Below are 18,244 nucleotides of genomic sequence, written 5' to 3'. Positions count from 1 at the left end.
AACAGCAGTGCCCTCTCCCTGCGCATTCGGTTGACATGTGCTCTTCCGGCAAACAGTATGCGTAGAAATAAAAACAACTATTGCCGAATCATCGGCATGGAGAGGGAAGTTGCCGTATGACTGCGGTGGATAACGCAAAGCTCGCTGCGCAGGCGCTCGATTTCGCTGGCAAGACCGTGCTGGTCACCGGCGGTGGCGTTGGCATCGGCCGCGCCATTGCCGAGGCCTTCGCCGGAGCCGGCGCGCAAGTGGTGATCGCCGAGATCGACCCCGCCAATGCCGATGCAGCCGAAGCCGCCATGCCCTCGGCCCGCGTGATCCGCTGCGACGTGCGCCAGCGCGGCGTCGGCGCAATGCTGGCCGAGCGGATCGCCGCCGAGACCGGCCGGCTGGACGTGCTGGTCAACAATGTCGGCCACTTCGTCCACGCCCGCCCCTTCGCCATGCTGGAGGACGAGGAGGCCGAGGAAATCCTCGACGTGAACCTTGGCCAGATGCTGCGCATGACCCGCGCGATGATCCCGCTGCTGCGCAAGGGCGCGCCCGGCTCCTCGATCATCAACGTCACCTCGATCGAAGCGCATCGCGGCATCCCCTATTGCTCGGTCTATGCCGCCGCGAAGTGGGCCGTCACCGGCTTTACCAAGAGCCTCGCGCTCGAGCTTGGCCCCGAGGGCATCCGCGTCAACACCATCGCGCCCGAGACGACCGACACCCCGCAAGTGGCGCTCGATATCATGATCCCGCCGGAAAACCGCGCACACGAGGAGCGCTGGATTCCGCTGGGCCGCTTCGGCCGCCCCAGCGACTGTGCAGGCGCGGCGCTCTACCTCGCCAGCCCGCTGGCGGCATGGGTAACGGGCAGCGCGATCAACATCGATGGCGGCGCACTGGCAGCAGCAGGCTGGTATCGCACGCCGCAGGGCGAATGGACCAACGTGCCGCTGATTTCGGGCAATGGCCTCGTTGTTCCGGGCACCGTGGCATGAGCGACCTTGCCGCCCTGCGCCGCACCGCCGAGCGCTATGCCCTCGGCGCAGACCGGCGCGACAAGGCGCTGTGGCGCGAAGTGCTGGCCGACGATGTCGAGATCAGCGGCCCTGGCTTCAGCATCACCGGGCTGGAAGCCAACCTCGGCTCGATCGACCACCTCGCCCACGCCTTCACCATGACGCGCCACATGGTGCACGACATGGACGTGACCGTGGACGGTGACACCGCGCAGGGCGAGACCCGTTCCACGGCAGAGCACCGCATTGCCGCGCCGGACGGCGACAAGCTGCTGGTCTGGGCGATCCGCTACCAGGACCAGTGGCGGCGCGAACAAGGCACATGGAAATTCACCCGCCGCACCCTGATCGTCGATTGGGAAGAACTGCGCGCCGTCTCCAATCCGGGCGGCGCGGCGTGAGCGGTCTTTCCGGCCGTACCGCCTTCATCACCGGTGCCACCGGAGCCATTGCCGAGGCCTGCGCGCTGCAGCTGGCGCGTGACGGGGCGCGCCTCGCCCTGATGGCGCGGCGGGCCGACGGGCTTGCCGAAACCGCTGCGCGCATCCGCGCGCACGTGCCGGACGCGCAAGTCCACACCTTCATCGGCGATGGCACCGAATATCAGGCCGTGGCCGCAGCGGTACGCGGCGCCCACGCCTTGGCCGGCAGGCTCGACGTCGCCTTTGCCACGGTCGGTGGCGGCGGGTTCCGCCCGCTGATCGAGACCACCGCCGCAGACCTTCGCGATGCCTTCGAGAGCAACGTCGTCTCCGCCTTCCACGTGATCCGCACTGCTGCGCCGCTGATGCAGCCAGGCGGGTCGATCGTCTGCCTGTCATCGGGCGCGGCGGTCCTCACTTTCCGCCATCTGGCCGCCTACCACATGGCCAAGGCGGCGCTCGAAGGACTGGTGCGCGCGGCGGCGGACGAGCTCGGCCCCTCGGGCCTGCGCGTCAATGCCATCCGCCCGGGCCTCACCCGTTCGGGCGCGACACAGGGCATGTTCGAGGGCGGAGCGGCCGAGGCCTTCCTGCCCGAATACCCGCTCGGCCGGCTGGGCGAGGCCGACGACATGGCCGGCGCGGTACGCTTCCTTGCCGGCGACGAAAGCGCCTGGGTGACCGGGCAGTGCATCGCGGTCGATGGCGGCAACCTGCTGCGCCGCAGCCCCGATCTTGCACCGCTACCAGTGGTGAACGCGAATTCCGAAGGGAGAGAATGATGAAAGTACTGGTCATCGGTGGCACCGGGGCCCTTGGCGGCCACGCCGCGCTGCATCTGGCGCGCCAGGGCCATAACGTGACGATCACCGGCCGCTCGTCGGCGCCGCAGGGCACGCCGCTGACAGGGCTCGGCTTTCTCAAGGGAGATTACGTGGCGGGTGATTTCACCGCTGCAACGCTTTCCGGCTTCGACTGGATGGTCTTTGCCGCAGGCAACGACCCGCGCCACGTGCCGCAGGGCGAAGACTTCGGGGCATGGCTGAAGAAGGCCAACCACGAAGCGCTGCCGGCCGTCTTCGCCGCCGCGCGCGAAGCCGAGGTCAGCCGAGCCATCCAGCTCGGCAGCTTCTACCCGCAGGCCGCACCGGAGCTGATTGCGGGCAACGTCTATATCCAGTCGCGCCTTGCCGCGTGCCAGCTTGCCCGCAACGAGGGTGCCGAGGGCTTCGACGTGATCAGCGTCAATGCCCCCTTCATGGTCGGCGCCGTTCCCGGCCTGCCCAGCGCGATCTTCGAGCCTTACGTGGCATGGGCCAAGGGCCAGATCCCGATCCCGTTCTTCGCTCCCACCGGCGGCACCAACTTCATGTCGTTCCGGTCACTGTCCGAAGCCATCGAGGGTGCGTTGTTGCGGGGCGAGCCGGGCAAGGCCTATCTGGTGGGTGACGAGAACCTGACCTTCCGCGAATACTTCCAGCTGTTCTTCGACGCAGTTGGTAGTGACGTGAAGCTGGAAGAGCGCGACGAGGAATTGCCGCTCCTGCCAGACGTGGCCATCCCGCAAGGGCGCGGCAACACGATCAGTTATGAAACCGACGCTGGCGAAACCGCGCTGCTCGGCTATCGTCGCGGCGACGTGGCTGCGGCCGTGGCCGAAATCGTCGCCCAGTACGGGTAAGGGAGAGATACCGATGACGCTCAATCCGCAGGTCGAGGCGCTGCTCGGCTTCTTCGCGCAGATGCCGCCGGTCGATTACGAGACGATCACGCCCGAGGCCCTGCGCGAGGCGAACCGGCCGATGCAGATGGGCCCGCCCCCGGCCGTGGCCGAAGTGCGCGACCTGACACTGGACCTGCCCGGCCGCTCCATCGCCGCGCGGCTCTATAAGCCCGAGGGCGCGGGAGAGAACGCGCCGCTGGTGCTGTTCTACCATGGCGGAGGCTGGGTGATCGGCTCGATCGAGACGCACGATGCCTCGGCCCGTGCCCTTGCCGTGGCGAGCGGCGCGGCGGTGCTGTCGGTGGACTACCGCCTCGCCCCGGAAACGCCCTTCCCCGGCCCGCTCGACGATTGCCATGACGCCCTGCTGTGGGCGGTGGACCACGCGGCAGACCTTGGGATCGACAAGCACCGCCTGGCCGTGGCCGGGGACAGCGCGGGCGGCAACCTCGCCGCTGCCGTGGCGATCCGGGCACGCGATGCCGGCGGGCCGAAGCTCGCCCACCAGCTGCTGATCTACCCGGTCACCGACACCAACTTCGAGAACGGCTCCTATACCGAGAATGCCGAAGGCTACTTCCTCACCACCCGCATGATGCAGTGGTTCTGGGCGCATTACGTGGGCGATCATGCCAACGCGCACCCGGAAGCAGCGGTGCTGCAGCACGCGGACCTTTCAGGCCTGCCGCCCGCCACGGTGCTGGTGGCGCAGTACGATCCCTTGCGCGACGAAGGGCTGGACTATGCCGAGGCACTGAAGCAGGCCGGCGTGCCGGTCGAGACCGAACTCGCGCCCGGCATGATCCACGGCTTCTTCTCGATGTTCGAGGCGGTGCCCGATGCCATGCCCTATATCGAACGGGCGGGCGCGCGGTTGAAGGCAGCGTTCGCGGCCTGACCGCTAACCGGCGAAGCGCGCCGAGGCTTGCAGCACGGTGCGCTCCGACCGCTCCCAGGCAGCGACGAAATCGGCAAGCGGCATGGGCTTGCCGAACAGGTAGCCCTGCAGCTTGTGGCATCCGGCCTGCCGCAGCAGCTGCGCCTGTTCCTCGGTCTCGACCCCCTCGGCGATCACGCGCATGTCGAGCCCGCAGGCCAGCATGATCGCCCCGGTCACCAGCATCGCGCCCTTGCTCCCCGGTGCCAGGCCGTCGAGCAGCGGCTTGTCGATCTTGATGTGGCTGAAGCCATAGCTGCGCAGGTAGTGGATGCTGGTGAAGCCCGTGCCGAAATCGTCGAGCGCGATCGACATGCCGCGCTCCTTGAACGTCTCGACTGCGCGCACCACGCGCTCCGGATTGGCGAGGAGATAGCCCTCGGTGATCTCGAACTGCAGCCGCTCGGGGGGAAAGCGGGTCTGCTCCAGCACATGGGCAACCTGCCGTTCGAAATGCGAATCCCGAAACTGTGCCGGGCTGACATTGACGCTGAGCCGCAAGTCGCCCAGCGGTGCAATATCGCGGCAGGCGCGTTCGAGCACGAACATGCCGAGCGGATGGATCTGCCCGGTGGCTTCGGCAATGTCGATGAAATCATCCGGCGGCAGCGGGCCCTCGGGGCGACGCGGCCAGCGCAGCAGGGCTTCCACCGCCACGATCCGTCCCGTCTGGGCATCTACCTCGGGCTGGTAGTAGACTTCGAACTCATCGCGGGCGAGGCCGCGACCGATCTGCGTTTCGACGGCCAGGCGATGTTTTCGACCCTCATCGAACGCGGCATCATAGACGGCGACCTGGTTCTTGCCGCCGGTCTTGGCGTGATACATCGCAGTGTCGGCGCGGCGCAGCAATTCGCGTGGCGTTCCGGCCGCATCGGTATTGGCGGCAACGCCGATGCTGGCGCCCACCTGCAGCACGTGGCGTTCGACCAGCACCGGCAGCGAGATCTCCTCGAGGATCGTTGCGGCCAGACGTTCCGCCTCGGCCTGCGCCTTGGGCATTTCCAGCAGCACCGCAAACTCGTCGCCGCCGACCCGGGCAAGTCGTGCATGCGCAGGGCAATGCTGGCCCAGCCGCAGGCAGATGCTGCGGATCAGGGCGTCGCCGGCCTGGTGGCCGTGCTCGTCGTTGACTTCCTTGAAGCCATCGAGATCGATGAAGATCACCGCAAGGCTATCGGGCAGGGGATCAGCCCGCGCCTCGAGTCGATCAAGCCGCGTCAGGAGTTCGCGGCGGTTGGGCAGGCCGCTCAGCGGATCGCTGAACGCAATGCGCCGGTTTTCCTCGGAGAGCTTTTCGGCCTCCATCTGCCGCGTGCGGAGGGTGCGCTGGGAGCGGACCAGTTCGGAGAACGAGATGTTGTAGCGGTGCGTCACCACGATCATGCCGATGCACACCAGAGTCAGCACCACCGATTGACCGAGCAGCTTTCCGCCATCCACCCACGAGAAGTAGAACAGGAACGACAGCGTGCTGACCAGCGCCACGCGCATCGCGGCGGGACGCAGGGTCATCAGGCAGAAGACAGTGCTGACCTCGGTCAGACCAAGGAAAAACGTCAGGTTGCTGCGCGCATAGGCATCGCCATCGGGATAGACCCAGATGCACCACGCCTCGAACGCCATGGTCATCAGGATCGCCAGCCAGCAGGTGCGCCGCAGGCAGGCCGCGATGTATTCGTCAGACAGCTTGGCCGGATCGCCCTGCTGCCACCACCAGATGCCGCGCCACACGGCAATGCCGCATGTCACGAGTGGCGTCACGACGGTCTTGATCGGGCGCGCCGGGTCGAAGAACGACAGGGCGATGGCAAAGGCATTGCACACCAGAATCGCATAGAGCAGCGGCATCTGGCGCGAAAACGAACGAAACTGCGCCCGCGTCAGCTCCGGATCGCTGGTATCCAGCCTGAGGATGTTCGCAAAGGCCTGCATCCCCACCGTGTTTCGCCCTAAGTCCTTGAATCTTGGTTAAGATGCAGAACTTAGGCGAAAACCTTGAAGAGGCGGTATTATCGGGGACCCCGTAGAATTGCTTAGTCCGCCGCCGAGGACTGCCGCACCCTCCCCATTTTCACGCAGTGCAAATGGGGAGACGACAGTCGCATCAGCGGCTGACGGAAGGGTAACTCAGGCGCACAGCCCGCGGATATAGCCGAACGCCTCGACCGAAGGCTTGGTCGGCTGCAGTTCCAGGCCGATCGTGCCCTTGTAGCCCAGACGCTCGAAGCGGGCGAGCGCCCCCGGCCAATCGATCTTGCCCGATCCCGGTTCGCCCCGGCCCGGCGCGTCGGCGATCTGCACGTGCACCACCTGGTGCATCGCCGCGGCCAGCGCCTCGTCCGGGTCCTCGCCTTCCACCACCGAATGGTAGAGGTCGTAGAGCACCTTGACGCGAGGGCTGTCCAGCATGTCGGCCACCACCACGCTGTCGTGCGTGGTCGAGCACAGCACGCCGGGGTGATCGTGGCGCGTGTTGGCGGATTCGAGCAGGATCGTCACGTCCAGCTCCTCGGCAATCGGCAGGATCTTGCGCAGCGCATCGGCGAAGATCGAAAGCTGCACCGGCCGCTTCAGCCACGGCACGCCGCGCCCTGAAGTGACCACCACGTTCGAGCAGCCGAGGAACTTGGCCGCCGAGGCCGCCTCGCGGAACACCTCGCAGAAGCCCTCGTGCGTGGCGGGATCGACCAGCTGCGTCACATAGTCCGCCACCGTGCTGATCAGTTCGACGCCGTTGGCATCGAGCGCCGCCTTGATCGCATCAAGATCGCGCCCCTTCAGCAGGAACAGCTCCACCTTGCGGAAGCCTGCCGCTGCAGCCGCCGCGATGCGGTCCTCGATCTTGTCGCCCGCTTCGGTGAAGCCGTATTCGAGGTTTACCGAGAGTTCGAAAGCCATGGCTCAATTCCCCCAGATGCGGCGGGCCATCGCCTGGTGGCGGCGGACCTGTTCGAAGGCATCGCGCATGTCATAGGCATGGCCTTCCCATTCGGAGACCATCGTGCCGGTGAACCCGCCATCCTTGAACAGCGGCAGGATCGTGTCGTAATCGATCGCTTCCTCGACCAGATCCTCGCTCACGCCATAGAACTTGCCGTGGATGTGGATGGTGCGATCGACCAGCGCCGCCCAACTCTTGGGATCGTGGTTCGAAAGGATGAAGAACGCCAGGCACGCCGCCTGAACTTCCAGCGGGCCATGGCCCTTGGGCAGAGCCCACTCGCGCAGGCGCCCGGCCTTCTCGTGGCTCATGCCGTCTTCGAGCCAGACTTCCTTGAGCTTGTCGAGCAGGTCTTCCTTGGCCCCCTTGGCGCGCGCAGCATCGAGCATCGATTCCGGGATGCGGCTTGCCGTGCCGCCGAAGTCGGGAATCCAGCCCAGGTACGGCGTGTTCAGCTTGTCGTACATCTCGCCATAGGCCTGCACCGCGGGGTGCCCCGCCCACATCGGCGCGTGGACTTCCACGCCCATGCGGATGTCCAGCTCCTCGGCATAGGGTGCGATTTCCGGCAGCAGGTGCACCGGCAGCGCGAACTGGTAGCGCACCAGACTGAAGCCCATCTTCTTGGCCGAACGCAGCTGGCGCTTGTGGTATTCCACCAGCGCGGCGTCCTCGATCGGCTGCGCGCCCGGCTTGAGGAAGCGGTCGGAATTGATCGCGCAGGAAACCGGGTTCAGGCCCGTCTCGGCGATCATCTGCTTGAACTCTTCGGCGAACTTGTCCGAAACGTCGGGGAATTCACGGAAGTTCTGGAAGCCGATGATCTCGATGTTCGGACCCAGGTTGCGCTTGGCCACTTCGGCCAGCAGCGTATCGAGCTCGAACTGGCGGGTCAGGTACTCGTTGGTGAAGGAATAGAGCGTAACGCCGGTCTGCGGACCAGTTGCGGTAGTAGCCATGATTGCCGGTCCTCTCTCAGGCAGCTTCGACAGTGAGCGTGGAGGTCTGCGGATTGGTCCGCTTCATCCCCGGAATGTAGGGCGGGCTGATGAACAGGTTCAGCGAAACCTCGCGGGTTTCACCCACCTCGGCGCTGAGCGAAGGCAGCACCAGAAACGCCGAATCGCGGATGAACCAGAAGGTGTCCACCTTCTCGCCATTCTCCGAAAGCGGCCATTGCTGGCCGTTGTATTCGATCAGCGCGTCGGACAAGTCGACAGCTTCGCCACCCACCGACAGCGGCCCCACTTCCACCACCGAAAACGGCAGCGAGCGATACCATGGCAGGCGCATCGCCAGCTTCAACCCGCCTGCCGTAGCAGCAAGTCCTTCTTCTCCGATCACCCGTTCGACTGGCAGCACGTTTGCTCTCCCGATAATTAGAATGCTTCTTCTAATCATCGCTTGACAGCGGGTCAAGGCCTGTGCAGATAAAAAGAGAACTTCAGTTCTATTCTAATTCAGGGACAGGTGCCAGAGGGTCATGGCGGAATTCGATTACATCATCGTGGGCGCGGGCTCGGCAGGCTGCGTCCTGGCCAACCGCCTCAGCGCCAATCCGCAAACCCGCGTCCTGCTGATCGAGGACGGTGGCGACAACCAGCACCCCTTCATCAAGATGGCCGGCGGCTTCATCAAGATGATGGGCAACCCCGATTACTTCCGCGTCTACCAGACCGAACCGCGCCCCGGCATGCGCGGCGGCATCCACACTTACGGGCGCGGCATGGGTGGCTCCTCGGCCATCAACGGCACCTGGTATCTCACCGGCATGCCCAAGGACTTCGACAGCTGGACCGACCACGGCCTGTCGGGCTGGGGCTGGGATGAAATCGCCCGCTGCTACAGGAAGTTCGAGGACTATCGCGATCCCGGCGCGCATCCTGGTCGGGGCCAGGGTGGTGAACTGCAGGTCACTGCGTCGACCTACCAGTCGCCGGTGCTCGATGCACTGGTCGCCGGCTTCGGCACGCAGGGCATGCCCTGGCTCGACGATATCACCACGCCCGGCAAGCAGGGCGTCGGCCGCAGCCAGTACACCGTCGATCGCAAGGGCGTGCGCGAAAGCTCGTACAAGGCCTTCGTCATGCCGATCCTCGGCCGCCACAACCTTACCATTGCCCAGCACACTGCGGTAAAGCGCATCACCATCGAAGGCGGCCGCGCCACGGGCGTCGTCACCGAAGCCCATGGGGAAGAGCGCAGCCACACCGCCGCGAAGGAAGTCATCCTTTCCGCCGGCGTCTATGGCTCGCCGCAGCTTCTCCAGCTGTCGGGCGTCGGCCCCGGCGCCACGCTGCAGGCGCTGGGCATTCCGGTGATCAAGGACCTCGCCCGCGTCGGCCAGAACCTGTCCGATCACACCAAGTTCGGCGTCTCGTTCGACCTGACGAACCACCCCGGCACCAACCGCGAGTTCTTCGGTTGGCGGCTCTATCGCAATGCCCTCCAGTATTTCCTCACTGGCACCGGCCACCTTGCCCGCGTCGGCATGCCGATTACCGGCCTGGTCGCCAGCGAAGGCACGCCCGAGGACTGGCCCGATCTGCAGGTCGGCGCCGCGCCCTTCGCCATGCGCACGGTGAACGAGATGGCCGCCCGCCCCGGCAGCCCGCTCACGCCCAATCCCGGCCTCACCTTCTCCGGCTATCACCTGCGGCCCAAGAGCCGCGGCTCGATCCGCCTCACTTCGCCCAACTTCCGCGACGCGCCGATCGCCGACGCCGCGATCTGGTCCGATCCCTCGGACCGGGCCAAGAGCCTCGAACTCTTCCGCCTGTTCCGCGCCATCGCCGGGTCCGAACCGCTGAAAGCCTTCATCGGCACCGAACGCATGCCCGGCCCCGACGTGCAGGACGAGGCCGCGATCCTGGCCGAGCTTGCCAAGATGGTCGAAGTCGGCCTCCACGGCACCGGCACCTGCGCCATGGGCACCGATGAAGCCACCTCCGTCACCGACACCCGCGCCCGCGTCCACGGCATCGGCTCCCTGCGCGTGGTCGACTGCTCGATCATGCCCACCCCCGTCTCCGGCAACACCAACGGCCCGGCAATGGCGGTAGCGGAACGCGCGGCTGAGCTGATTTTGGAGGATGCCAGGTAGAGCGGCGGAAAGGGAGGGACATATCAGCCCCTTCTCTTCTGGTCCAAATTTACTCCGGATCGGTCTGATTCAAGAAAAACCAGCACTCGACTGGTTTACGGCAAAGTAAAACCGTGTCACCTTCCCGATGGGGGTGTAAAGGGTGGCACGGACTTCAGTCTTCGCTGCGATGTGTCTTGCACAGTTTCTGTGCTCTTGCACGATCGTGAGTATTGAAGACGCTTCTGGCCGCCGGTCGACCGCTCATGTGGGCAAGCCGGCCGTTCTTCCTCAATCCGCAAGCGGCATAACTGCATACAGGACCACGGTTTTTGGTCTTGGTCTACTGCCGAATGGCCTCGTGCTCGGATATGGAAGTGCCGATACTGTTCAGGCAAAAGACCTGTCGCAATGTCGGATCATAATCTTCGAATTGCCCAAAGACCCCCAAGAGGCCCGTATATGGCAGGATCTGATCGGCCGACGGACCGATATTTGTACGCTGGACAAGGGGGACAAGCAATGAGGCGCAATAACATCTGGCTGGCGGCCACTCTGATCCTTGGCGGATGCGGGGCGATGGAACAGGCACCGCTGGTCTATTCATCCACCAAGCAGCTGGGTCTGGGTGTCAAGGCAGGTGCTCCCGAAGCGCCGGGCCTTGATGTCAACATCGGTTTCCGTGCGCTTGATATCGCCTATGTTCCCATTGCCGTAGCGAAGCAGTGCAGCAAGGCGGACGGTTGCTCATCCGATTACAACCTGCAGCGGGTTGAAGGCCACAGTGACCAGAACGGCCGCAGCCGTGTCGACCGAAACCGGATGAGCGAACTGCGCTCGATCATCAGTGAAGGCATGGAAGCCAACGCCCAGCGCTCTCGGCGCCTCGTCGAGATCAAGTCCCAGCTCGCTGAATTTGCGAACCTGTCTAAAACTCAGGCCAGCATTGCTGCGCTCGAAAGCGCCCCCGCAGGGGTGGCACGCGTTCTTACCCCCACGGAAGTTGAGCAACTGGCGACACTCAAAGCGACAGAAACCCGCGTCCGCAATCTGCCTGTGCAGGCACTTAACGCAGAACTCGGCACAATCGAGGGGCAGATGGCCAATACCGCCGGACGCATCGACAAGGCTGAAAGCGAGTTGAGAATTCTCATCGCCCAGAAGGAAGAGGAAAGCGGCGACACCAAGACAGATGCGCTCTCGGTCTTCGGCACGTTCAACGGCGACACGTCCGGTGGTACGGAAGGCGGAGGCATGAAGCTCGGCAACACCTTCTCGACTGGTATCGCCGCACAATTCATTGCGCAGGGGATCAGGGAAGCAGCACCCACCAAAGCCATTCAGGATTGCATTGCAGTTGGCAAAGCCGCGATCGACGGCGGCAAGATTCCCCAAGGCCAAGAGGCCGAAGTCCTGAAAGCCATCGCCAAGGCCTGCGAAACCAAGGAACGCAAGGACCCTTAAGAGGCAGAGCCCCGAAAGCGAAAAGGCGCGGTCCTTCCCCGGGACCGCGCCTTCAGCGTGTTTTGCCGGCCTTTACATCAATCCTCCGCAGCGGCTTCCTGCTGCTGGGCCACGCGCTTGATCTGGCCTTCGCCCATTGCCGAGACGACAGCCTTGCCGTTGCCGCTGCCGCTGAAGTTGGCGGCGGGCAGCAGGGCCTTTTCACCGTCGACCTTGACCAGCAGGGATTGCACCCGCCCGCGGCTGTCGGCGATCACCTCGCGGATCTTGCCGATCTTCTCGCCATCGGGGCCAAGCACGTTCATGCCCTTGCTGAGCGAGAAGGCACCTTGCGCCGAAGACGCTGCGCTGCCGGCCAGGGCCAGCGATCCCGCACCGGCCGAAAGCGCGCCATTCGCCGAACCGCTCGCCATCCCCGCGCCAGAGCCAGCGACGGAACCTGCCACGCTGCGCCCACTGGTCGCCAGCGCACCGGCAGTGCTGCGAGTGCCGTCAACCGCCCCGCGCGCCGTGCTTCGTGCCGTTCCGGCGACTTCGCCAGCGGTAGACCGCACCGCATCGGTGCCGATCAGCTGCGCATTGGCGCCACCCGAAGCCCCGCCCGAAGCCGCGCCAGAGCCGCCTGCGCGGGTCATGCCGGTCGGGGTGGAAAGCGTCTGGCCAAGGCTGCCGGTCAGCGAACCGTCGGCACTGCCCTGTGCGCCCACCTTGCCGCTCTTGCGATCGACCGACTTGCTGGCCGAAGCGCGGCCCGTGGCGTCCGCCGAGCCGCGTGTAGTGCTGCGAACGGTGCTGCGCGTCGTGCTGTCGACGCTGTCCATGGTCCGGCCGATGGTGCTGCCCCCAATCGAACCACCAAGCGTGCCGCCCAGCGATCCACCAAGGCCGCCGCCGATGCCGCCACCGCCCAGGATCTGGGCCTGTGCAGCCGGAGCCAGCGCGATCAGCATGGCGGTCGAAGCGATAAGGATCTTGCGCATCGTGAATTTCCTTTCCTCAAAGTGGGCAGGGCCGCCTTCGCAACGGCCTCTCACAAAGGAAAACGGATGGGCTGTCCGGTTTAATTCACGCGCCCCAGAATTTTTTCGGAAATCACCCGGGTTGCGAACGCCAGCGCCAACGGCCCACCCCGCTGCGACTAATCTCGCCTTCGGCTCGCCAAGTCTCGCTCCCCTCCCGCAGGCGGGAGGGGTTGGGGGTGGGCATTCAGCGCCCATCCCTCGTCACCCTACCGCGCAGGTCTGCAGATCGTGCACAGCAGCCCGCGGCCATACGTGCCATCCGGGCCCCGTGCGCCCAGATCGATCGCCTCGGCATCAAGCTTCGGCCCCAGATTGGCGCCCCATTTCAGCGCCACGCGCGATGCCACCAGCGGCGTTGCAAAAGATGTGCCGCGCACTTTCACCCGCCGCCCCGCAGCATTGGTCGCCGCGATATCGGCCCCCGGCGCGGCATAGTCGAGATGCAGCGCCCGCCCCGCCTCGATCAGCGCCCGGTTGCGCCCGTCCACTGCCGTCACCGCGATCACGCCGGGGTAGGAGGCGGGATAGGAAGGCGGCGCCGCCGGGCCATCGTTGCCCACCGCCGCCACGATCACCGCGCCCTTGCCCTGCGCCGCCTTCACCGCCCGCGCCAGCAGCGGATTGGGCGGGCCGACGAGGCTGACCGATACCACCTTCACGCCCTTGCCCACCAGCCAGTCCAGCCCCTTGGCCACCGCCAGGGCATTGCCGCCTGCCGGGTCGCTGCCATAGACATCGGCCACCAGCACGCGCTGCACCCCGGCAAACTGCAGCAGCGAGGTAACCGCGCTGCCATGATCGCTGGCCTTGGGCGCACCACGGGCAAAGCCGCGCGTTTCGGCAGGTTTGAGCCCCGGCATGGGCGCGCCGTCGATAACGCCAACCGGCGTTGCTATCGGCGGCATGGCCCCTGCCCTGCCCCCTGCCGCGCCCCCTGCCCTGCCTGCAGAACCCGACGCCGTGCCGCCCTGGAAGTTCAGCGTATCGGCAGCAACGGTCGCTCCCGGCAGCGCCTGTGACAGCACGTCCTGCGCCTTGGCCAGCCCCATGCCCGAAGGCACGCCCAGCCGCACCACTTCAACCCCCAGATCGCCCAGCCGCTCGCGCGAAAGCACGACGAAGCCCGCCCGCTGCGCCGTGGCGATGTCGTCGGCAGTGGAGTCCATCACCAGCAGTTCGCCGCGCCGGGCAAGCGCGCCCGCAGCATCCTTCTCGATCAGGTTGCGGTTGGCACGCGCCAGCCTGTCGAGCCGGACCAACCGCGCCTCGGCAAGGCCCCGAACGGTCCGGGAGACATTGCCCCCCAAGTCGCCCAGCGTATCGCCCAGTGTGCCGCCAATGCCTCCCAGCGTCCGCCCCGCCGCCCCCTGCCCCAGATCGGGCAGCGCCAATTGCGCGCACAGCGGGGTAGCCATGGCACCAAGCGCGATCAGGGGGATGGCTAAGCGTTTCATGTTCATAAAAATATTGCCATATCTTCGCTGTCTCACGGATTAAACGAACGAGGCCGTCCGTTCTATCCATCAGAAAGGTAACGACACTGGCCGATCCCTTCGCCGATGGCATCCTTGCACTGCTCCCGCGCTTGCGGCGCTTTGCCGCCGGGCTTTCGCGCGATGCGGGCGAGGCCGATGATCTTTGCCAGACCACCATCGAACGCGCCCTGCGCTCGCGCAGCAAGTGGCAGGAGGGCACGCGGCTCGACAGCTGGATGTACAGGATGATGCGCAATATCTGGATCGATGAAATCCGCGCCCGCACCCGGCGCCACGAGACCTTCACAGACGAGGAAGCGGGCCTCGGCGTCGGCGCATCAGGCGGACAGGAAGCCCGCGTTGCCCTGGCCGACATGGACCGCGCGCTTGCCCGCCTGCCCGATGAACAGCGCGAGGCCGTGCTGCTGGTGATGGTCGAAGGCTGGTCCTACAAGGAAGCGGCCGAAATCGTCGGCTGCCCGGTCGGCACGCTCAATTCGCGCCTGGTGCGCGGACGCGATGCCCTGATGGCCCTGCTGGGAGAAGCGGCATGACCCCCACCCACCAACAGCCCACCCCCGAACAAATCGCCGCCTTTGCCGATGGCCAGCTTGAAGGGGCCGAACTCGAGCGCATCGCTGCGGCCATTGCCGCCGATCCGGCGCTGGAGAAGCAGGTTGCCGCGCATCGCGCCCTCGCCCAGCGCCTCGGCGCCCATTTCGCGCCCATTGCCGCAGAACCGGTGCCCAATCATCTCGCCGCGCTGCTCAAGGCCCCGCAGGACAATGTGGCAAGCCTTGCCGATGCGCGCGCCCGCCGCAAGGGGCCGCCGCGCTGGACATGGCTTGCCGGCCCGGCGCTTGCCGCCTCGCTGGTCCTTGCCCTCACCCTGCGTCCTGCCAGCGATGCCGGCTATGCCGATGCCCAGCTCGCCAGCGCGCTCGATAGCCAACTCGTCGCCGGGCAACAGGCCGATGCTCCGGTGCGCGTCCTGCTCAGCTTCCGCGATGCAGGCGGCGCCTATTGCCGGGCGTTCGAACGCGCTGCCAGCGCCGCCATCGCCTGCCGCGATGCGCAAGGGTGGCAATTGCGAAGCCACAGCGCGGCCAGCAGCGGCGGCGCACCGGCGGGGGAATACCGCCAGGCCGGCAGTGCAGGCGATGTCCTCGCCGCCGCGCAGGCCATGGCCGCAGGCCCCGCGCTTACCGCAGAAGAGGAATTGGCCGCGCGCCGGAACGGATGGCGCGAGACGCCCTGATCCGCCGCCCGTTTCGATCATCATGATAGGATACCAAAGTGGCAGTTAGGTATCCCAATCGTTGACGGTGCGGGGCAATGCCGGTATGCGTGGCGGCTCCCGTGGCCTACGATCCCGCCCCCCTCACCCTCGCTTTCCGCCGCGGCCAGCTTGATGCGCTGGTCCGCACGCACCTCGATCCTGCCGGGCTTTTCACCCCGGAAATGCAGCAAACGCTGGCATTGCGCCAACTCTCGCAGGCCTGGGCCGCCTATCGCGAGGACCGCGGCATCACGCTTGGCGCAAGGCTGGTCGGGGCCGAATGCGCGGCAGAGCGTGACGCTTTCCTCGCCCTCCTCACGGCCATCCTCCCTTCCCCCGCATCACCGCTGGCAGAGGCCGTGCGGACCGTCCGCCGCATTGCCGTTGCCCCCCTTGCCGCCGAAGCCCGCCAGGCCGCCACGATCGCGGCACAGAGCATGGTTCAGCTCGAAGCGGTCATCGCCACCCTCGCAGGGGAACGCCTGCCCACAGACCCGCTGGAGCGGCTTCTGGCACTGATTGACCAGCACCGCTACTCGCTGGGCCCCGCAGGCGATGACGCGCTCGGCGCCACGGCGCTCAGTCCGTGCTGGGCGATCAACCTCCTCGCCCTCGCCCGGCCCCAAGCCTTTGCCCTCACCGCTCCGCCCCTGCCCTTGCCCGCGCTTGCCCGGCGCCGCCTGTTCCGCGCCGATCTTTCCCCGGCGAAACGCCGCGATGGCGCGCGTGAATGCCTGCTCCGCGCCATGCTGGAAGTGGCCCGCGATCTTGACCGCATCTGGCGGGCAACGCGACGCTTTGCCGCCGAATTCCCGCAGCAGCGCTCCCACTCGCGGCTCGGCAGTGCGTGGCTCCTCCTCGTCGGTCTGGAAGACCTCACCCCCGCCCAGCTCGGCCGCGCCCTGGGCGTGACCAAGGCCGGCGCGGGCAAGCTGCTGCGCCAGCTCGAAAGCGGCGGTCTCGCCCGCTCCAATGGCATGTTCGAGCCCTTTTCCTGCACGCCCATCGCCGCCGCCCCCTTTGCTGCCGACCTCTATTGAGGCCTGCCCCACAAGACCTCATCCCTTCATTTCCCAAGAAAGCGAAGCTTCCCGAGGGTTAGAGGCCTTTAGATAGGGTTAGACAGGTTAAGCGCCCCGCGCCCTGCCCCGACTCGCCAATTCTCCGCGATTCGCGCCATTCCGCCTGTTCCCGGAGTGTCGGCCAATCGTTCCCGATGGATCGACCCGGTGTTCCTGAAGGATCGACGGGGCGTTCCTGATAGGTCGAAACCCCGGATCAGACCGTTCCCGATGGATCGATGGATCGGATCAGGGGTGCGATGGGGTGGGACGATTGAATCACTTTCCAACAGAACTCCAACAAGTAGGTTCAAATTCGGTGGATAAGCACGCCGCTGCAAAATCCGTGGGAAACGTCGCCCCACCAAGCCCGACACTTCAGGAACGGGCACTCTCTGCAAACACGACATTTTCGGAACGGAGAGCGCGAAGTTCAACGGCGCAGGGTGTGGCCGTGCTTCTCGTGGTGGCGCTTGACGAAGCCGATGAAGGCCTTCTGCCAGTTGGCGGGCAGCCGCGCCGCGTCGGCATTCACCCAGCCTTCGAACTCGGCATGGAGCGCGTGGAGGTCCCAGCCCGGGCAAGTTTCGCGCAAATAGGCGATGGTCTCGTCGGCCATGAACCCGCGGGTCGCATTGTCGCTCAGGCCCTTCACCGCCTTGCGGATCAGCGCCGAGGCGTCAAAGGTTTCGGTCGGAGAAGAATGTTTCCCCGGGGAAACACCCGAGGGCGAGGTACCGCCGACAGGTGCGGGCTCAGCGGACTTGCTGCTGGTGGACGGTGCCGAAGCGCGCTCTGCCTCGGGCTGTCGTACCACGCCGCCAGTCCCCTGCCCCACGACGCCCGCGCCATCCTTGCCGTCGATCCGGCGCATGCGCAGCATCGGTTCGCCGCCCTTGGCGGTCTCCACGCTGAGGCCATAGCCCGGCAGCGCGTCCTTTTCGGCAAGCTTGAGGATCTCGAACTTGAAGCGGCGGTATTCGCCCTCCGCACCGGACTTCTCGAACAAGGTCGGCATGGAGATGGCAAAGCCCTCTTCCCCTGCCCCCCCGGCATGCTTGCGCGCCACCTTGTAGAGCCAGCGTTCGCGTCCGCCGGTAATGTCGAAATAGGCGCGGTCGATCGAGAGCACGCCGCCCTTCATCATCACGCCTTCCCAGAACCAGTTGGACAATTCGATGGTCATGCCGCGCGATCGTTCGGTCTTTTCATCGACCAGCTGGGTCCAGCCATCGAGCCATGAAAAGGTGGCCTCGCGTCTGTTTTCCGCGCGGATGTTGGTCTTGATCGTCGTGGCGACAAGGCGGTCCAGCGCCTGGCCGAGCAGCTCGTAGGCGCGGCCCGTGGTCGGCCTGCCGATGGCGCGGAGCAGGTCGTAGGGCATCAGGTTCAGTTTGCGCGGCACGTCGTTGACGCCGCGTCGTGCCATGTCGGCAAGCACGCTGGCGCAGTAGATCAGGATATCGGCATCCCAGATCGTCGCCATGCCGTATTCCGGACTGGCCGAAACGTGGACCCACAGCTTGCCGTCGGGCGAGGTGTAGTCGATCGGCTTGACGCGTTTCGACTTGGCGAGGCTGAAGAAGGGGCGCTCCATCATCTCGCGCTGATCGCGCATCGGCATGTCCGCCACGTAGGGCAGGAACAGATCGAACTGGTCGCCCGACGGACCCTTGCGGTTCTGCGGTTGCGACGGTGCAGGGCGGGCGCGGGTCAAGGTGAGGAGGCTTTCGCGGGTGTTTCCCCGGGGAAACATTTTTGAGTGAGGATCGCTGTGGCTCGTTTCCCCGGGGAAACACGCGTGCTGAGAGGTTGCGCCAAGCAT

Annotated in this window: 18 protein-coding genes; 11 read left to right on the top strand and 7 right to left on the bottom strand. The window is 65.9% G+C overall.

Annotation, left to right across the window (positions count from 1 at the left end):
- The first annotated feature begins 116 nt into the window (after window positions 1-116).
- Genes AC3WLM_RS16915 through estDL136 form a run of 5 tightly spaced genes read left to right on the top strand, consistent with a single transcriptional unit; the run spans window position 117 to window position 4,053 of the window.
- Window positions 117-989 carry an SDR family NAD(P)-dependent oxidoreductase gene (locus AC3WLM_RS16915; RefSeq protein WP_052242363.1) on the top strand — a complete coding sequence of 291 codons (873 nt, stop codon included), beginning with the start codon at window positions 117-119 and terminating at the stop codon, window positions 987-989.
- Window positions 986-1,411 carry a nuclear transport factor 2 family protein gene (locus AC3WLM_RS16910; RefSeq protein ID WP_492478160.1) on the top strand — a complete coding sequence of 142 codons (426 nt, stop codon included), beginning with the start codon at window positions 986-988 and terminating at the stop codon, window positions 1,409-1,411. Before AC3WLM_RS16915 ends, AC3WLM_RS16910 begins: the two co-directional genes overlap by 4 nt.
- Entirely contained in the window at window positions 1,408-2,214 is an 807-nt protein-coding gene (locus tag AC3WLM_RS16905) for an SDR family NAD(P)-dependent oxidoreductase (RefSeq protein WP_492478159.1), read from the top strand. Before AC3WLM_RS16910 ends, AC3WLM_RS16905 begins: the two co-directional genes overlap by 4 nt.
- A complete protein-coding gene (locus tag AC3WLM_RS16900; protein ID WP_492478158.1) occupies window positions 2,214-3,113 on the top strand; it encodes an NAD-dependent epimerase/dehydratase family protein in 900 nt (299 codons plus the stop codon). Before AC3WLM_RS16905 ends, AC3WLM_RS16900 begins: the two co-directional genes overlap by 1 nt.
- Before the next feature lie 13 nt (window positions 3,114-3,126).
- Window positions 3,127-4,053 carry a chloramphenicol hydrolase gene (estDL136, locus tag AC3WLM_RS16895; protein WP_039334463.1) on the top strand — a complete coding sequence of 309 codons (927 nt, stop codon included), beginning with the start codon at window positions 3,127-3,129 and terminating at the stop codon, window positions 4,051-4,053.
- Window positions 4,054-4,056: 3 nt separating this feature from the next.
- On the opposite strand, the gene AC3WLM_RS16890 is transcribed toward estDL136, so the two are convergent.
- The 4 genes from AC3WLM_RS16890 to AC3WLM_RS16875 all read right to left on the bottom strand — a co-directional run bounded on the left by AC3WLM_RS16890 (window position 4,057) and on the right by AC3WLM_RS16875 (window position 8,398).
- A complete protein-coding gene (locus AC3WLM_RS16890) occupies window positions 4,057-6,027 on the bottom strand; it encodes a putative bifunctional diguanylate cyclase/phosphodiesterase (protein WP_492478507.1) in 1,971 nt (656 codons plus the stop codon).
- Window positions 6,028-6,222: 195 nt separating this feature from the next.
- Window positions 6,223-6,993 (bottom strand): TIM barrel protein, encoded by a 771-nt coding sequence (locus tag AC3WLM_RS16885; protein WP_492478157.1) that lies wholly within the window; start codon window positions 6,991-6,993, stop codon window positions 6,223-6,225.
- Between the two features lie 3 nt (window positions 6,994-6,996).
- Window positions 6,997-7,995 (bottom strand): sugar phosphate isomerase/epimerase family protein, encoded by a 999-nt coding sequence (locus tag AC3WLM_RS16880; protein WP_039334458.1) that lies wholly within the window; start codon window positions 7,993-7,995, stop codon window positions 6,997-6,999.
- 16 nt (window positions 7,996-8,011) lie between these two features.
- Window positions 8,012-8,398 (bottom strand): C-glycoside deglycosidase beta subunit domain-containing protein, encoded by a 387-nt coding sequence (locus AC3WLM_RS16875; protein ID WP_039334456.1) that lies wholly within the window; start codon window positions 8,396-8,398, stop codon window positions 8,012-8,014.
- A gap of 121 nt (window positions 8,399-8,519) precedes the next feature.
- Between AC3WLM_RS16875 and AC3WLM_RS16870 the strand changes: the two genes are divergently transcribed.
- From AC3WLM_RS16870 to AC3WLM_RS16860, 3 genes are all read left to right on the top strand, one after another.
- On the top strand, window positions 8,520-10,139 hold the full coding sequence (locus AC3WLM_RS16870; RefSeq protein ID WP_492478156.1) for a GMC family oxidoreductase: 1,620 nt from the start codon (window positions 8,520-8,522) through the stop codon (window positions 10,137-10,139).
- A gap of 205 nt (window positions 10,140-10,344) precedes the next feature.
- Window positions 10,345-10,644 carry a hypothetical protein gene (locus tag AC3WLM_RS16865; protein WP_492478155.1) on the top strand — a complete coding sequence of 100 codons (300 nt, stop codon included), beginning with the start codon at window positions 10,345-10,347 and terminating at the stop codon, window positions 10,642-10,644.
- A gap of 53 nt (window positions 10,645-10,697) precedes the next feature.
- Window positions 10,698-11,582, top strand: a complete 885-nt coding sequence (locus AC3WLM_RS16860; protein ID WP_492478154.1) for a hypothetical protein — start codon at window positions 10,698-10,700, stop codon at window positions 11,580-11,582.
- 77 nt (window positions 11,583-11,659) lie between these two features.
- Here the strand turns inward: AC3WLM_RS16860 and AC3WLM_RS16855 are convergent, their stop codons facing one another.
- Both AC3WLM_RS16855 and AC3WLM_RS16850 read right to left on the bottom strand, forming a co-directional pair.
- Window positions 11,660-12,562, bottom strand: coding sequence for a PRC-barrel domain-containing protein (locus tag AC3WLM_RS16855; protein WP_492478153.1), 903 nt, complete (start codon window positions 12,560-12,562; stop codon window positions 11,660-11,662).
- Between the two features lie 248 nt (window positions 12,563-12,810).
- Window positions 12,811-14,058 (bottom strand): S8 family serine peptidase, encoded by a 1,248-nt coding sequence (locus AC3WLM_RS16850; RefSeq protein ID WP_492478152.1) that lies wholly within the window; start codon window positions 14,056-14,058, stop codon window positions 12,811-12,813.
- 86 nt (window positions 14,059-14,144) lie between these two features.
- Between AC3WLM_RS16850 and AC3WLM_RS16845 the strand changes: the two genes are divergently transcribed.
- The 3 genes from AC3WLM_RS16845 to AC3WLM_RS16835 all read left to right on the top strand — a co-directional run bounded on the left by AC3WLM_RS16845 (window position 14,145) and on the right by AC3WLM_RS16835 (window position 16,398).
- Window positions 14,145-14,633 carry an RNA polymerase sigma factor gene (locus tag AC3WLM_RS16845; protein WP_039335753.1) on the top strand — a complete coding sequence of 163 codons (489 nt, stop codon included), beginning with the start codon at window positions 14,145-14,147 and terminating at the stop codon, window positions 14,631-14,633.
- Complete coding sequence (locus AC3WLM_RS16840) at window positions 14,630-15,337, top strand: hypothetical protein (protein ID WP_492478151.1); 708 nt, start codon at window positions 14,630-14,632, stop codon at window positions 15,335-15,337. The genes AC3WLM_RS16845 and AC3WLM_RS16840 overlap by 4 nt, the downstream gene beginning before the upstream one ends.
- Window positions 15,338-15,438: 101 nt before the next feature.
- A complete protein-coding gene (locus AC3WLM_RS16835) occupies window positions 15,439-16,398 on the top strand; it encodes a hypothetical protein (RefSeq protein ID WP_492478150.1) in 960 nt (319 codons plus the stop codon).
- Between the two features lie 454 nt (window positions 16,399-16,852).
- On the opposite strand, the gene AC3WLM_RS16830 is transcribed toward AC3WLM_RS16835, so the two are convergent.
- Complete coding sequence (locus AC3WLM_RS16830) at window positions 16,853-18,043, bottom strand: replication initiator protein A (RefSeq protein ID WP_492478506.1); 1,191 nt, start codon at window positions 18,041-18,043, stop codon at window positions 16,853-16,855.
- Window positions 18,044-18,244: the final 201 nt, after the last annotated feature.

The sequence above is a fragment of the Novosphingobium sp. FW305-C-30-35 genome (genome assembly GCF_058783135.1).
Note: the sequence above shows the minus strand (reverse complement) of the source record. Positions and strands in the feature narration are given on the sequence as shown.